Annotated in this window: 15 protein-coding genes and 6 tRNA genes; 7 read left to right on the forward strand and 14 right to left on the reverse strand. The window is 43.0% G+C overall.

What is annotated here, in order from left to right:
- Both ABWW54_RS16820 and ABWW54_RS16825 read right to left on the reverse strand, forming a co-directional pair.
- Complete coding sequence (locus ABWW54_RS16820; RefSeq protein WP_353413936.1) at positions 1–1,959, reverse strand: WecB/TagA/CpsF family glycosyltransferase; 1,959 nt, start codon at positions 1,957–1,959, stop codon at positions 1–3.
- A gap of 24 nt (positions 1,960–1,983) precedes the next feature.
- On the reverse strand, positions 1,984–2,400 hold the full coding sequence (locus ABWW54_RS16825; protein WP_353413938.1) for an ATP-binding protein: 417 nt from the start codon (positions 2,398–2,400) through the stop codon (positions 1,984–1,986).
- 419 nt (positions 2,401–2,819) lie between these two features.
- Between ABWW54_RS16825 and ABWW54_RS16830 the strand changes: the two genes are divergently transcribed.
- Positions 2,820–3,167 (forward strand): STAS domain-containing protein, encoded by a 348-nt coding sequence (locus ABWW54_RS16830; protein ID WP_353413939.1) that lies wholly within the window; start codon positions 2,820–2,822, stop codon positions 3,165–3,167.
- 136 nt (positions 3,168–3,303) lie between these two features.
- Here the strand turns inward: ABWW54_RS16830 and ABWW54_RS16835 are convergent.
- Positions 3,304–3,378, reverse strand: a tRNA-Gly gene (locus tag ABWW54_RS16835).
- Between the two features lie 537 nt (positions 3,379–3,915).
- Between ABWW54_RS16835 and ABWW54_RS16840 the strand changes: the two genes are divergently transcribed.
- Positions 3,916–4,737, forward strand: a complete 822-nt coding sequence (locus ABWW54_RS16840) for a hypothetical protein (RefSeq protein WP_353413940.1) — start codon at positions 3,916–3,918, stop codon at positions 4,735–4,737.
- A 23-nt stretch (positions 4,738–4,760) separates the two neighbouring features.
- A complete protein-coding gene (locus ABWW54_RS16845; RefSeq protein ID WP_353413942.1) occupies positions 4,761–5,414 on the forward strand; it encodes a DUF2625 family protein in 654 nt (217 codons plus the stop codon).
- Between the two features lie 76 nt (positions 5,415–5,490).
- Here ABWW54_RS16845 and ABWW54_RS16850 read toward each other — a convergent pair whose 3' ends face one another.
- The 11 genes from ABWW54_RS16850 to uvrC form a co-directional block, all read right to left on the reverse strand.
- The gene (locus ABWW54_RS16850) at positions 5,491–6,123 is read right to left on the reverse strand and encodes an ATP phosphoribosyltransferase regulatory subunit (RefSeq protein ID WP_353413943.1); all 633 of its coding nucleotides are present in this window, start codon (positions 6,121–6,123) and stop codon (positions 5,491–5,493) included.
- 243 nt (positions 6,124–6,366) lie between these two features.
- Positions 6,367–7,029, reverse strand: coding sequence for a hypothetical protein (locus ABWW54_RS16855; RefSeq protein WP_353413945.1), 663 nt, complete (start codon positions 7,027–7,029; stop codon positions 6,367–6,369).
- Between the two features lie 21 nt (positions 7,030–7,050).
- Entirely contained in the window at positions 7,051–7,806 is a 756-nt protein-coding gene (locus tag ABWW54_RS16860) for an ATP-grasp domain-containing protein (protein ID WP_353413946.1), read from the reverse strand.
- A gap of 189 nt (positions 7,807–7,995) precedes the next feature.
- Positions 7,996–8,169, reverse strand: coding sequence for an SEC-C metal-binding domain-containing protein (locus ABWW54_RS16865; protein ID WP_353413964.1), 174 nt, complete (start codon positions 8,167–8,169; stop codon positions 7,996–7,998).
- A 55-nt stretch (positions 8,170–8,224) separates the two neighbouring features.
- Positions 8,225–8,299 (reverse strand) — tRNA-Cys (locus tag ABWW54_RS16870).
- A 479-nt stretch (positions 8,300–8,778) separates the two neighbouring features.
- Positions 8,779–8,853, reverse strand: a tRNA-Gly gene (locus ABWW54_RS16875).
- Positions 8,854–8,906: 53 nt separating this feature from the next.
- Positions 8,907–8,993 (reverse strand) — tRNA-Leu (locus ABWW54_RS16880).
- Between the two features lie 206 nt (positions 8,994–9,199).
- Positions 9,200–9,273: transfer RNA gene (locus tag ABWW54_RS16885), tRNA-Cys, on the reverse strand.
- A gap of 195 nt (positions 9,274–9,468) precedes the next feature.
- Positions 9,469–9,543 (reverse strand) — tRNA-Gly (locus ABWW54_RS16890).
- Positions 9,544–9,616: 73 nt separating this feature from the next.
- Positions 9,617–10,195 carry a CDP-diacylglycerol--glycerol-3-phosphate 3-phosphatidyltransferase gene (gene pgsA, locus ABWW54_RS16895; RefSeq protein WP_353413948.1) on the reverse strand — a complete coding sequence of 193 codons (579 nt, stop codon included), beginning with the start codon at positions 10,193–10,195 and terminating at the stop codon, positions 9,617–9,619.
- A 161-nt stretch (positions 10,196–10,356) separates the two neighbouring features.
- On the reverse strand, positions 10,357–12,165 hold the full coding sequence (gene uvrC, locus ABWW54_RS16900) for an excinuclease ABC subunit UvrC (RefSeq protein WP_353413950.1): 1,809 nt from the start codon (positions 12,163–12,165) through the stop codon (positions 10,357–10,359).
- 157 nt (positions 12,166–12,322) lie between these two features.
- Between uvrC and efp the strand changes: the two genes are divergently transcribed.
- The 4 genes from efp to ABWW54_RS16920 all read left to right on the forward strand — a co-directional run.
- A complete protein-coding gene (gene efp, locus ABWW54_RS16905) occupies positions 12,323–12,886 on the forward strand; it encodes an elongation factor P (protein WP_353413952.1) in 564 nt (187 codons plus the stop codon).
- A 171-nt stretch (positions 12,887–13,057) separates the two neighbouring features.
- On the forward strand, positions 13,058–13,471 hold the full coding sequence (locus ABWW54_RS16910) for a CBS domain-containing protein (RefSeq protein ID WP_353413954.1): 414 nt from the start codon (positions 13,058–13,060) through the stop codon (positions 13,469–13,471).
- A 562-nt stretch (positions 13,472–14,033) separates the two neighbouring features.
- Positions 14,034–14,180 carry a hypothetical protein gene (locus ABWW54_RS16915; RefSeq protein ID WP_353413956.1) on the forward strand — a complete coding sequence of 49 codons (147 nt, stop codon included), beginning with the start codon at positions 14,034–14,036 and terminating at the stop codon, positions 14,178–14,180.
- Between the two features lie 127 nt (positions 14,181–14,307).
- Positions 14,308–14,670 (forward strand): IS3 family transposase (locus tag ABWW54_RS16920; protein WP_353413958.1); only part of this gene is annotated, 363 nt, incomplete at its 3' end.

Here is a 14,670-nt window from a genome sequence, read left to right on the forward strand (position 1 = left end):
TTAATACGCTCCTTTACCGGTTATCACGGCGGGAACTGTTTTTAACAAAATCAGAATATCACCCCAAACCGATTGCGAGGCAATGTACTGCCGATCAAGTTTAACTTGTTGTTCAAAAGGAATGTCCGAACGGCCTGACACCTGCCATATGCAGGTTATGCCAGGTTTAATACCAAGCCTATCTCTGTCATTAATATCGTATTCGGTGACCTCAGAGGGGAGTGCCGGGCGAGGGCCAACGAGAGACATATCACCAATTAAAACGTTCCAAAGTTGCGGAAGTTCATCGACTGAAAATCGCCTAATCCAATGGCCAACCTTCGTAACTCTAGGATCTTTTTTCATCTTAAAAATCACGCCACCTTGCATTTCGTTAGACGACTCCATCATTTCTTGCTGCCGCTTATCTGCGTCGGGATACATGGACCTGAATTTCCAAATTTTAAATTCACGGCCATAGATACCTACTCGGTTTTGATGATAAAAAACGGGCCCTTTAGATTCAGCTTTAATTAGTATACCCACCAGTAAAATTGCAGGACTCAGAACAATCAAGCCCAAGCCTGATGCAATCACATCGATCAAACGCTTAAGTGCTTTAGAAAAGTCGATCGCGAACAGCCAGAGATACCTCTTTAAATGCCTTCTAAACATCGACCTGTTTCGTTTATCTAGGTCATAGTCTTCAAGATGGTTGATTAACCGGTTTGTTTGGAACTGTGTGACACGTCTCGCGTGGAGCCGATTCTTACCCAACCTCCACATACGATACAAAAATAAAGGATTGCCTATCACGTAACGCCGCCACATTCGACCAGGTTCTTGATAGAGCCTATAAGTCCATTCAAGACCCATCTCTCGCAACCACAAGGGCGCTCGAGGAATACGGTCGGCATAAAAATCAAAACACCCTCCAAGCCCAATCGTGACCGGCGATCCAATCTGATTTCGCTTTGCCGCCATCCACTCTTCTTGTTTGGGAGCGCCAAAAGCAACACACAATATATCAACCTCTAGCCGGTTTATACGGTCGATTATTTCGGCCTCCTGTTCGGGCTTAAAATAACCATGCTGGACTCCAGCGATAATCAAGTCGGGGTGTTTCTCGCTCATTTTATCTGCGACCACTTGAGCAATCCCTTCACGCCCTCCCAGCAAAAACATGCGTTTGCCTTGTTGTGCCGCGTTGCCACAAATAAGTGGAAACAAATCCGTACCATTGATATTTTCGACAACATTCAAGCCAATCATTCTTGCAGCTAGCCGCACCCCTATACCGTCAGGGTAGACACGATCCATAAGCTGCAAAGAATTGAAATAGTCTGAATCGATATAGGCTTTATTAAGGCAATCGGCATTAACAAACGCCACATGATGTTGGACTCTATGATCGACGTCATTGAACGCCGCGTCTACGGCGTCGGACATTTTGCCGTTGTTAATTTCTATCCCAAACAGAGAAAACGTTTCAGGCGATGAATTACTATCATTTTCTTTAAGGTTTGGCGATAAGGTCGATCTGGCAATAAGACTTAGTGTGTCCGATAGCGTCCAATCTCGATAATACTCTTCCAGCGTTTCCCGTTCCGAGTTAAACCCGATTCCGGTTTGAATTTTAAGCGTGTGCGGAGAATAAAGACCAGACTGCCAGTTTTCAGCACTATCCTGCTCAGCGTCTAATGCTTTGAGCTCTTCGTTTTGACTAAGCGGCACTAAACTCGCACCAGTTAACAGCACATCTCCATTAATAACATCGATTAGGTGCGCTAAGCGCTTAAAAGGCCCGGGGCCCGAAAAGGCATGCAATTTAACAGTGCCGCCGTCGTGTTTTTTGTAGGGCAAGGTAGTTAACACGGTTCGAGTAAACAACCAAGCAAGCAGCCCCCTTAAGATTAAAGGAATGAAAAATACGGCGATTAAAAACCACGCCAATATCATCTCTTGGTGTTGCTTGCTCATTCTATATTGTTTTTCTGGCATTGCTTAATAGTCTAAATGCAGTGTGAGTTGATTGCCGCGATCCGAGGCCTTAAATTCAATTCGGTCAACAATAGACTGAATGATATGCATACCCCAACCGCCTTCAGGCAAGTCCAATGGGTTTGGACAATCATGCGGTTGCTCCCAAAAATCAGCAGATAAAGCTGCATTTTGGTCCGCAATAGTCACAGACAGAGTTCGCCCCAACACAAGAAGGCTCAAGGTAATTGTTGATTTAGGATCTTCACCATGAATAATCACGTTGTTTAGCCACTCTATAACAGCAAGTTGCATTTTTCGTGAATCGGCTTCAGGCACATCAGCGTTTGTTGTGAACTCCATTAGCGACTCTGCCACACTCCCTGTTTGAGATAACTGGCTAGAAATAGTAATTGCTTGCTCGAAACTAACGTCAGTCAATTCTTCAACCTAAAAATTCCGTGTATTGGTTACTGAAACATCTTTCAAACAATATTTCAAGTTTCAGCCTATCATGCAACCTATCTTGTTCTTATTTTTACATTTTTACCATTCAAGACTTGGGCCAAGCCAATTAACCATAAACGTGACAACACCACAATTTTGTTCTCTCTAAAGCATGCTCGACGAAGGCCATTGAAAACCAAAGAGAGGCGGAGTACTTGGACCTCTGGGCGCGCGTTACTTTTGGCTACATTGATCCTGCCGCCTATTTCAAGTAACGTTATTAATTGTCGAGGACTAATGAAAAACTGATAGTATTGATCGTCATTGGCTAAAAATAGAAATCTCACCTTTGGCTAATATCGACATCCAATGCATTGATAATATTTATGCAATTAAAAGAGGAACTTTAGAATATGTTTTTCAATACTGAGGAACACAATGATACGGTTATCGTAAAAATCCCACAGCGCTTTCTAGCTGAGACAGTGCAAGACTTTAAGTCAGTAATTCAGGCATCAATGGAAAGAGCTGACAGGGATTTTATATTAGATTTTGGCGCCACAGACATGGTCGACTCATCAGCGCTAGGCGCTATTGTCGCCGTGTATAAAAGCATCAGTCTCACCCAACGGGTTTTGGTATTAAGTTCGCTGAACGACACCGTCCGAACACTGTTTGAGTTAACTCAGTTGCAAAAGATATTTCCGATAGAAGAGTCACTGGATGACGCTCTCGAACTTCTTAAGAAGAACGCTGACTAAAACCAGTTTATTAGGGCGCTTAAAAAGAGTTTAAAACCTACTCCCTAAAGATCATTATTGACATTTAATAGTGATATCAACACGTGATACGAAGGAAAACTCATAAGCCCTTAAAAGAAAAAGGAATTGAATATATTGGAGCGGGAAACGAGATTCGAACTCGCGACCCCAACCTTGGCAAGGTTGTGCTCTACCACTGAGCTATTCCCGCATAAATACTACTATTACTCTATCCAACGTTATTGCCATCAAATTCAGAAAGAATGGTGCCCGGGGCCGGACTTGAACCGGCACGGTATTGCTACCGACGGATTTTAAGTCTGTAGATGTTAGAATAAACCTGTATCAACTGAGATATTGGCAAATCTAATGAAATATCCATTAATTTAATTAGATTCAATAACTTACGTTAAAAAACAACACCTTAAGAAAACTGGGCAGTGTACTAAATTTGTACCGCAAACCTCCTGCTAAACAGTAAGACTTTAAAAACAAGATGAATCTAAATGACAGCCTAGGCTTAATAAAAACATTCTTTACCAACGACTCAGGCTTCCATGTAGTATTAGAGGCTATACAGAAAACAGCGTTACCCCAAACTCGGAGTCGGTCGAAGATCTAACTAAAACAATGGAACTGATTAAATCATCCCTAGATAAGGAAATTCTCAGTTATGAATAAGTGTTCAAGAGCCTCTAGGAAGATCATTAGAAACACGGTTGTATTTATTATAATAATGGGAGTATCTATGTTTGGTTTCGCCAAAGATCACAAAGTTATCGAAGTTGAGTTTTATGAGGGCGAAAGCCCTACCCCATTCGCGCAATCTAAAGTACCAATTGATCAGTTACCGGATACCTTCGAGATTGATACGACCATGAATTTAGGAGAAAACGATTGGCGAGTCGCCGATGCACAACCAATTGGAAAAACCGACTTTCGTAAAACGGGAAGACTGAAACTCTACCTAACTAAAGTAGAGACAACCATGGTTGACCCTAACGAGTTACTTTTCAGCCTACCAACAATCAGTGATTCTATCGCTGGTGCAGAAGATACTGAGTCGCTCGAAAATGTCGTGGTGTTTAGAGAAGATGACTGGCGACAGTTTGAATTTATCTCCAGCAATCAAGAAGAGTTGATTCATGGTGAGTTAAACGCGATTGAACAAATTTACCAACAACATCGAGAGAGTTCTGGGTTTAACCAGCTGCATGTTCGAAAAGCCATCATAGAACCACTTTCGGAAACGAAGATCAGCCTAGATCCATTGAGAGAGTCATTCTCATTTGAAAAAGAATACGGTGGCGTCGCATTCAATAACACTGCAGCGACAATCGTCAACGGCTTTGCTTACAAAACAACGTCTGGTTGGTTGCTTTGGGGCCAAGTTGATAACGCTGGTAATTTGATCAACCTAAATTTGAGTGAAACTGATAGCTCTAGTATTGAAGGAATTGCCGAAAATATTGATTCATTCGCTCAAAAGCACGAGTTGTATATAGTGAATTGGCCAAGACTGTTTTGGGGCGGAGTTGGCAAAAGAAAATTCCTCGAATATCAAGACTAGATTAGCTGTTGGTAATATCAAATATGAAGTCATTGGAAGAATTAGTTGATAAGGAAGATCCATTTATCAATTTAATGAACAGCTGGGTAGCTGCGTCTAAAAACCACGTTGAGGTACTACCTCCGTCGGATAATTGTGCCCAACTATTATTGGACGTACAGGTTACGACTCATTCTATTTTAGGCAGCCTTATCTACCATACCGGTGGCGTATTAATCGATCATGGTTGGATCAGGGTATTGGGGTCTGGAAATATGAGGTTCCCACGCGATGTATCCAGCTGGAATAGCGATAGCAATGGAAACGGGCTCTACCTAGTCGCCGATGACGCCGCTGGCGGGTTTTACGCAATAAATGGGGGTGCGTTTCCCGGCGAGATGAACTCTATCTATTACTGGGCACCAGATTCAATGGAGTGGGAAGACCTAGAATTGAAGTTCTCTGATTTTTTCGGTTGGTTGTTTACTGGAGACTTAGATAGTTTCTACGAAGGAATAAGATGGGAAAGTTGGAAAGAAGATATAAGCAAAATTTCAAGCGGTCAATGTATTACCTTTTATCCGTTTCTATGGACTGAACAAGGCGGGTGTAATACAAGTACTCGAGGAGTAGTGCCAATTCTTGAAGCTCTATCGCTGAAATACGATTTTCTATCTCAAATGCAGAAAAATCAATAAGATGGGAAACTTAATCATAGAGGTACACCAGAGCTTGCTAGATCTTTATCGACCAAGCTCTGGCGACTTGATTAGATTAACTTAACATAAGCCTATCAAATCCAAGGGCGAACCCAACTCCCTGCTTGTAAGCTCCACCACCTAAAACCTGTTTCTGGGCACCTAAGCTGGGCACCGAAATCTCAAAACCGTCTTCAGTGTAATAAGCAAGACCTCGTTTTACCGATCGATTAATTTCATATTTTGAAGATCTAGTGGCAATAATTGCTTGAGCAATATCAATAAGCTCACTAGTTGATCTACCTTTATCCCCTGGATTAAGAACTTCTAGCCCGAATTGGAAAAACTCTCTGTACCTGCCTAACGAAGGCCTCTCATATCTCCAACAACGCTCAAAGTACCAAAGTTTGACGTCCTTTTGGTTTTTGAAGTGCTTATCCGCAAGTAGTTGTATAGTTGCGGTCCCTTCTGGCCTTAAACATAATTCACGGCCTTTTTTATCTGGAAAGGCATACATTTGCCCCAAGACTTCAGGGCCGGCCTTTTCGGTATAGACCACTGCTGGTTCAATACTGGGAAGAATTATCTCAGAAAACTCATATTGCTCAGCAATACCAATAAGCTGGTTTAGCAACTCTCTTCTTTGCTTTGTTTCGTCGCCAGCAATTATCCTAACGCCTCTGGCCTGGGCATCAACTTTATATTCCATGATTCATCACTCAATTTTTATTCATAAAAAAAGCCCTCGCAGCAAGACTGGGAGGGCTTTCTTAGCGAACGGGCACTGTATTCATCCAAGCAATAGCTCTCCCAGCCAAATATGTGGCTGTGAATGATGAATATGAGCTGATGTATAATTGAATATAGGCATTGCTAAAGTCTATTCTGCTCTGAGCACTAATGTCAAACCTAAGAACGCGTCAATAGCGATAATTCCGTAAACCACTAGCACTCATACTATTTCAAACTCGAACCAATTTTTCATTCGTGCATCAAACAGGTCTCTAATACCAAAATAAATATCGACATTGTCCAGCACGATAGGTAGCGACCTGAATTCAGGCTCTATACTATTTACATAGTTATTGTCTAAAAAAGATTTTAGTACCTTAAGAGTGCGTTTCGCGTCGCGCACCTCTTTAATAATCAGACTGTTATTTCTGTCTTTCCCTAAACTTGCGAGCTGAGCACCTTCATAGTAAGCCCATATGTGCTCTATACGTCCCACATAAGAACCAAATGATATGACCTCTAGATCTTCTTTCGTAACTAAGTAACCACAACAACCAACGCAAACAATGGGAAAATAATACGTATCCCTATTCTCAAGGACATCTTTGCTTTTATACCCGTTTTCAAAAGGATCAAATTCGAGCTGACTAAATAAAGATAGCTCCGCTTTCTTAAAGCCTCCGTTAGCAACATCAACCGAAGCATAACCAAGAGTTTCAAAATAAGACTCAGCTTGCTTATCCCTCCTTACTATCGGCCTCAAGCTTTCCAGACATTCGGAGTGATACCCCTCTTCACCACAAAAGCAGACGCCTGCTTTAAAGCCTGTAAGCTCATCTTCTTGATCAACCATTTCCTTATACAATTTTTCTAATTCTGACATATAGACCATTTTCTCGACGATTCACGCATACGCATTCTGTATGGCTTCGACATACTTTTGTACATCGCACGCGTAAAAACCAGAACTATTAATATTATTAAACTCGATGACCTTGTAACCACTCTCAGTTAAGCACACGTCAATTACAACTGACTCAGAAGGAATCCATTTGTTAATAACCTCGTACACAAAGTCTATAACATCAGGATCTATGTACTTAGAAACCTGAGGCTCACCAGCGACTTTATATCCTGAACCGGTTACCACCTCTCTATTAACAACAAATATCCGATACTCTCGATGTATTTCTTTTACAGGTGAGGCGATTACGTCCAAGCGCGCTAGATTGCTTTTACGAGGATCCTCCCGCCAAACTTTCATCATCTCAGAATCAATAACCATTCCATCGAAAGCCTTATTGTCCTCAAGTGGCCGTACAAAAAACTTATCCATTTGACCGATCTCAATATCATTAAATTTTCCGAAAACAGCATCACTATTCAGTAGAGTCTGTCCTAGATGCTTAACCCAAACATCAAAACTGAAATTATCATTTAAGAAACTCCCGGGGGACCAGCCTCTTTCCTGAGCAATTTTCTTTAGTTTTATTGCACCACAAACATACACTCTTCCTTCATGATTAACATCTGGTTCTAAATCTAGAGTTCCATTCGGAATAAAAACTGAGCTATAACCTACTTCTAAGCGACCCAATGCTTCAACAAGAAGTCGATAATTCTCTGGTTTAAATAGATTTTTTTGTATTACCCAACGCATGGTTTGTCTTATCCATATTTAATTGTTGCTATCTTATTATTCATAACGCTATTTAAACGGACGCCGGGGCTTCCCGGCGCACGAAGTTTCTTATTGCGGTTTTAGAACTTGTCTGTTCTGCATGTTCATTCTCTAAAGTAGTAATCTCTAACTGATCCATCATACTTTCGATTTAACATACAACACTTCTTAAAACCTTCGACCAGACCCACAAATACAGGGGTCGTTTCTGCCGAGTTTTTCAACTAGCTCTTTATCTTTATGGACGAAGCGATTTCCTTTCTTTACGTTAGTCTCAGATGGGAATCCCTTTCTTCGTTTACTTGTGACCTCAAAAGGAGTGTAGGTCGTTTTGATATTTATTCTTACTCATGATGTCCCTCCTTAGTCGGACCGCTAAGTTAAATGTAAGATTTTTTGGAGGCTGGGATCGGATTTGAACCGATGAAAGGCGGATTTGCAATCCGCTGCATTACCACTCTGCCACCCAGCCATAAAAAAACCTCGGTAGCTTTGGCCGACCGAGGTTCTTATGAATTCTAGGAAGGCAAAAGCGCCTTCATCGAGTTTTAACTAATGAAGCGCACACGCAAATTTGACGCAACAACAGCGACAAATAAGAACTAATTTTTGTGCGAAAATTATTTTCATTAGCGATTTCCTCGATTGAGGCGCGATCATAAAGAGATTTAGCGTTAAATACAACATACGTTAGTTAAAATTAGTCTAATACGTGATTCAAGCTCAGGGGGACGACTGAATGTCAGACTCCCACCATCAATACTTTACTTTAGACTTTGTAGTGCTGAACATTCCATCAACCCTACAATCCAGCCATCCTTATCTAATATAAGTCAGATTTTTTAAAGAGTTCAGCGACTCCCCATGCTTGATTAGTACATTTCCTGGAATTCTTTTGAGTTAGTAAGGAAAACTCATAAGCCCTTATAAAGAAAAAGGAATTGAATATATTGGAGCGGGAAACGAGATTCGAACTCGCGACCCCAACCTTGGCAAGGTTGTGCTCTACCACTGAGCTATTCCCGCATAAATACTACTATTACTCGATCCAACGTTATTGCCATCAAATTCAGAAAGGATGGTGCCCGGGGCCGGACTTGAACCGGCACGGTATTGCTACCGACGGATTTTAAGTCCGTTGCGTCTACCAATTTCGCCACCCGGGCCAACGGATGCATATAGAGGTTTGGTTTCCTCTTCAAATTTTTCATAACAACTCATTGCAAGTTGTCGTTAATCGTATTTTTCCAAATAACGATACCAATGCTGAGAATGAATCTCTGTTGCACTGAATAGCCAGTCTTGTAAGACTGGGAAAACACTGAACACAACGTAATCGTGAAAAAGTTCACTATTACCACCACCAAATAAATGGAGGCTCGAGCCGGAGTCGAACCGGCGTCCACGGCTTTGCAGGCCGCTGCATAACCACTCTGCCATCGAGCCACTATTTCAAAGTTGACATGATGCTGTGTTATCAGCTGGCGTAGTGTACATCAAAGTAATTCGTATGTGGCAAAAAAACCAGTAATTTACGAACACCTATTGTCACTTTGCCTCTGAAATGTAATGCCGATATTAAGCATTACATTCAGTATAAAAAAACGGGAAAAGTAAAAACTTTTCCCGTTTTTCGGTATCTGGAGCGGGAAACGAGATTCGAACTCGCGACCCCAACCTTGGCAAGGTTGTGCTCTACCACTGAGCTATTCCCGCTGAAGTGGGCGCTATTATAGGTAGAAAATTTTATCCGTCAATCATTGTTTTCAATTTTTCGAAAAAAAAAGAACTAATCCGAACGAACCGCGCGATAGGCCGCAGTAAGGTAAATAGTCATAGACCAAACCGTGAGAACGCCAGCGATATAGAGCAAAATTTCGCCGATGAGTAAGATGGGCAATCCGATGAAATTTTCTTGGAATAACAAGCACCCAATGGCAACCATCTGAATTCCAGTTTTAAACTTCCCCACCGTAGAAACGGCCACATTAGCTCGCTTACCTAACTCAGCCATCCATTCCCTCAGAGCGGATACCGTAATCTCTCTGCCGATGATGACCATTATAGTAACTGCAAACCAGAACTCAGATTGCATTGCTTCTTTAACATCGGTATTAGTTGCAACTAACATGAGCATTGTTGCCACCAATAACTTGTCTGCCACTGGGTCTAAAAAAGCCCCCAACTTACTAGTCTGTTGCCACTTCCGTGCTAAGTACCCGTCGAGTGCGTCAGAAATACCGGCGAGTGAGAATATAATCACGCAATACCAATTAAGGTATTTAATCCCAGAAAAGTAGACCACAACAATAATTGGAATGGCGGCAATCCGAAAGAGAGTAAGAAGGTTTGGAATATTTAAGCTCATGCTGCGTGGGCTTTATTTGAAGATGGCTGATTTTACAGACGGGGAGTGTAACATTAAGTAACGCATTAGCATAAAGGCACTGTCCCAAGAAGGTGTCTTTTAACACTTTTTTGAGATAGTGCTTGCCAAAGAATGCCGCTCTCAACATGAAAACACAGCACCTACTTTCTCATGTAGTGATATATTTTTTCCGCCAAATCAGAGTTGATTCCATTCACTTTGTTCAAGTCCTTAATTCCAGCTTGCTGTATGCCCTGCAAGCCCCCAAAATACTTGAGTAATGCCTGCCTTCGTTTCGCTCCTATACCCGGTATTTCCTGAAGAATGGATTGAGTTTGAGCTTTGCCCCTTCGCGCTCGGTGCCCAGTGATGGCAAATCTATGGGCCTCGTCACGTATTTGTTGCACCAGGTGCATTGATGGAGAATTAGCGGCCAACTTGATTCCCACTGATTGACCTAACACAAACAAGGTTTCTAACCCAGGTTTACGCCCCTCCCCTTTAGCAACCCCAACCAGAAGCACTTCTTTTATCTGTAACTCATTCATTATCTCGGCAGCAGATGATAGCTGCCCTTTACCGCCATCTATTAGCAAAACATCTGGCAATTTTCCTTCTTCCTTTAACACTCGTTTATAGCGCCTGAGTATCGCTTGACGCATGGCAGCATAATCATCCCCGGGGGTAATGCCCGTTATATTGTAGCGTCGATAATCTGACTTGGTCACACCTTTATCGGTAAAGACCACACAGCTGGCAACCGTTTGCTCTCCTTGAGTATGACTGATATCGAAACACTCAATTCGGCGTATGGTTTCGTCAAGTTGAAACACGTCAGTAAGCGCCTGAAGCCTGTTGTGTACGCTCTCTTTCTCCGCCAGACGACGCTTAATTCGTTCTGTGACGTTTAATTGCGCCATCGAAAGCCAATCTCGTCGATGCCCTCGCACTGCCGACAAAATCGACACTTTCCGCTCTGATTGCTCACTCATCCAGGTTTCGAGCTGACTCTTATCATCTGGTACTGTCCCTACAATTATTTCGCGAGGAGCTTGGCGGCGATGATAATACTGCATCAAAAACGCAGACAGAATTTCAGGCTCAGTAAACTCCAGCGGGACCTTTGGAAAATGCCCATTGCTGCCACTGTGACGCCCCCCCCTAATGAAGGTAACCTCCACGCACACTTGCCCATGCAGTGATGCAATTGTGATCAAATCGATATCACTGTGCCCTGTGGTTATCGATTGATGTGATTGCACCCTTCTTAATGCATTAATTCGATCTCGCCAACCAGCGGCTTCTTCGAACTTAAGATGTTTTGACGCGGCCTCCATATTTTTCTGCAACAGCTCGTTCAGAGAATCATCTTTCCCCTGCAGAAACATACCCGCCAACTCAATATCCTTAGCGTATGCGTCTTGGGAGATCAACCCTACGCAAGGCGCACTGCAACGCTTAATTTGGTGCTGAAGACACGGCCGAGATCGGTTACTGTAGAACACATCATCACATTGACGTACAGGCAATACTTTTTGCAGCAATGCGAGAGTATCTCGAATTGCTGTCACCCCGGGGTACGGCCCAAAATACCTTCCTGGCTGACTTCGGTCACCTCGATAGAACGCCAACCGAGGAAATTCATGGGAGTCGTCGATATGTATAAATGGATAGCTCTTGCTGTCTCGCAGTAAGATGTTGTAGCGAGGCTTATTTTGTTTAATTAGATTGGACTCAAGAATCAGCGCTTCGTTCTCGGTGTGAGTCACCGTGACTTGGATATCATTCACCTTTTGCATCATCGCCGCCGTCTTTATCGGCATTCCTGAAGTTCTAAAATAGCTGGACAATCTTTTTTGCAAATTCTTTGCCTTGCCGACATACAAAAGAGAACCCTCTAAATCAAACATCTGGTAGATGCCTGGCCCCTGGCCAACATTTTGCAAGAAGGTTTTATGATCAAATTCCAAGACGAATCCTCAATACTAAAACGAGATTTACACGAAACAATCGAATAATAACAAAACTGTACGCATACCATGGTGTTTCTGAGCCGATGGACTGGTCTTTACAACATCCAATCACCTATAATCGCCGTCCTAAACAAACAACACGACTGACAGTCTCATGGCTAAAATATCTGCAAATGAAATCCGCATCGGCGGCCTAATTGAACATCAAGGTAACCTTTGGCGCGTTCTTAAAAAAAGCCATGTAAAACCGGGAAAAGGCGGAGCATTTGTTCAAGCTGAATTGAAGGACATCATGAACGGGACCAAGCTCAATGAACGGTTTCGTTCAACGGATAAGATAGAAAAACCTCACGTTGAACCTCGTAAAATGCAATACCTATATGCCGAAGGGCAAGATTATGTATTCATGGACAACGAAACCTATGACCAGATGAGCATCCACGCTGATGACTTGGCAGACCAAGTCGGCTATCTACTGCCAAATACCGACGTACAAATCAATTTTTACGACGAAACCCCGATCGGCGTTGATTTACCTGCAAACGTTATACTTGAAGTTACCGATACTGAAGGCGTTGTGAAAGGCCAAACGGCCGCCAGCGGCGGGAAACCGGCGGTATTGGAAACGGGCATTCGAATCACAGTGCCGACGTTCGTTAACATTGGTGAAAAAGTAAAGGTTAATACAGAAACGGGCGAGTATGTTGAGCGCGCGTAACGCAACACTCCCTGAGACTCAAAATCTGAAAAAGCCGCCAGTGTAAACTGAGCGGCTTTTTTTAGGCCACTCAACCCTATTGATCTATTCTCGATATTCACAAACGAATTTGTTTAGACAATCATCTGTGCGCTACACTGAGTTTAAGTAAAACCGAATCGGAGATTCAATATGGATACCAAATTGGCCCGTAGCATCATGAGAGGGTTGGATGTTGCTCTAAAACCTGGCGTAACGCTTGATCGCGTCAGTGACCACCTAACAAAGTATCATCTTCCGGGCGCGCCTGTAATCGACGCTTCAGGTGCGTTAGTGGGATATGTGTCTGAGTACGATTGCCTGCAGCAACTAATGCAAAGCAGTTATTATTGCGATAATGCCGCTTTGGTTGAGGACGTGATGAGCACCAAGCTAATCACCCAACCCCCCACGATCAGCATCATGGATTTAGCCTCTAAAATGAATGCAGATCGAATCAACGTCATGCCGATAGTCGAAGAAGGAAAGCTAATTGGCGCCGTCTCCAGAGGAGATGTGATGCGGGCATTAGTGAAAGATATGGAAGAATGTAAGGTTCCGGTTTAGAATACGCCTCGGCATCAGGCCTTGGCATTCGCCTTGGTCATATAAAGCCAACCTCCAGAACGCACTGAGGTCACAGCAGAACCGTTCTGGATGCATGTTATGTGCCTCCGTAGCTCAGTTGAATAGAGCAACCCCCTCCTAAGGGGTAGGTCGCTGGTTCTACACATATGTGACAAAACATGATGACACTGAATCAGGCAAGTAAATTCGTACCTTTTAGGCAATTTGGTTTTGTCAAGAAAAACCCTCGTTATATTGTCGTTTTACGGCTGCTTCAATTGTCACTGTTTCAGTGAAACATTCTGCTTTGTACAGGTTCAACAAGAACACTTACTAGTCTCTAATAGCCACCGTCCATGTATCCTTCTACGTAAAGCGTCCCAGGTCCTGATCGAAATACAGTATGGACTTTCCAGACTTTAGTAGACTCTTTTTAGCTTAGAAAAATAGTTTTCTTCAAACCTCACCGGAGATACTCCTCCGATATGGCTGTGTGGTAAGGCCTAAGTTTACCCGACACTTTTCATAGTAAATAATGTAACTTAACTATGAGAGGTAAACCATGGGTAAAGGAATCCGATACAACGACGAGCTCAAGCAAGATGCCGTCAACCAAGTCGTACTACACGGCTATTCAGTAAGCCAAAGAAGCGGAGAGATGATGAGGCTGACTTGCGTACTGAGAAGGCTCGTCTTAAGCATGGGTTAAAACGCGCTCAGGAGGAGAGGGATATATTAAAGGAGGCCGCAAGATACTTTGCCGGCAAGTCAAAGAGCGGTACACGTTCATAAAATCTCGCAGCGATGTGTATGCCGTTCGGCGTTTGTGTAGTGCGATGCAAGTTCACCTTTGCGGCTATTACGACTGGCTACGCCAGCCCGAATCACGCCGAGAACAAGAAGACAAGCAGTTGACTGGCAAGATCCAACAGTTCTGGCTGGAAAGTGGTTGCCATTCGGGTTACCGCAATATTTACCTGGATTTGTTAGAAGCGAAGATCTCGTCTGGTCGAGACCGTGTATTACGTCTTATGAGAGCCGCAGGGATAGAAGCGCAGCGAGGCTATAGCAAGCCCAAGAATATGTACGCAGGCAAGCCGCATGTCGTTATTCCAAACACCGTTGATCGTGAGTTTGAGGTTGAGCACCCGAACCAATGGTGGGTCAGTGATATTACGTACATTAAAACCTATGAGGGT

The organism is Arenicella sp. 4NH20-0111, assembly GCF_040366405.1.
Lineage (GTDB): Bacteria > Pseudomonadota > Gammaproteobacteria > Arenicellales > Arenicellaceae > Arenicella.

Excerpts from the sequence above, each read along its gene's own strand:
- ABWW54_RS16820 (WP_353413936.1), bottom strand. The coding sequence starts at position 1,959 with ATGAGCAAGCAACACCAAGAGATGATATTGGCGTGGTTTTTAATCGCC.
- ABWW54_RS16830 (WP_353413939.1), top strand. The coding sequence starts at position 2,820 with ATGTTTTTCAATACTGAGGAACACAATGATACGGTTATCGTAAAAATC.
- ABWW54_RS16840 (WP_353413940.1), top strand. The coding sequence starts at position 3,916 with ATGTTTGGTTTCGCCAAAGATCACAAAGTTATCGAAGTTGAGTTTTAT.
- ABWW54_RS16845 (WP_353413942.1), top strand. The coding sequence starts at position 4,761 with ATGAAGTCATTGGAAGAATTAGTTGATAAGGAAGATCCATTTATCAAT.
- ABWW54_RS16850 (WP_353413943.1), bottom strand. The coding sequence starts at position 6,123 with ATGGAATATAAAGTTGATGCCCAGGCCAGAGGCGTTAGGATAATTGCT.
- ABWW54_RS16855 (WP_353413945.1), bottom strand. The coding sequence starts at position 7,029 with ATGTCAGAATTAGAAAAATTGTATAAGGAAATGGTTGATCAAGAAGAT.
- ABWW54_RS16860 (WP_353413946.1), bottom strand. The coding sequence starts at position 7,806 with ATGCGTTGGGTAATACAAAAAAATCTATTTAAACCAGAGAATTATCGA.
- pgsA (WP_353413948.1), bottom strand. The coding sequence starts at position 10,195 with ATGAGCTTAAATATTCCAAACCTTCTTACTCTCTTTCGGATTGCCGCC.
- efp (WP_353413952.1), top strand. The coding sequence starts at position 12,323 with ATGGCTAAAATATCTGCAAATGAAATCCGCATCGGCGGCCTAATTGAA.
- ABWW54_RS16910 (WP_353413954.1), top strand. The coding sequence starts at position 13,058 with ATGGATACCAAATTGGCCCGTAGCATCATGAGAGGGTTGGATGTTGCT.
- ABWW54_RS16915 (WP_353413956.1), top strand. The coding sequence starts at position 14,034 with ATGGGTAAAGGAATCCGATACAACGACGAGCTCAAGCAAGATGCCGTC.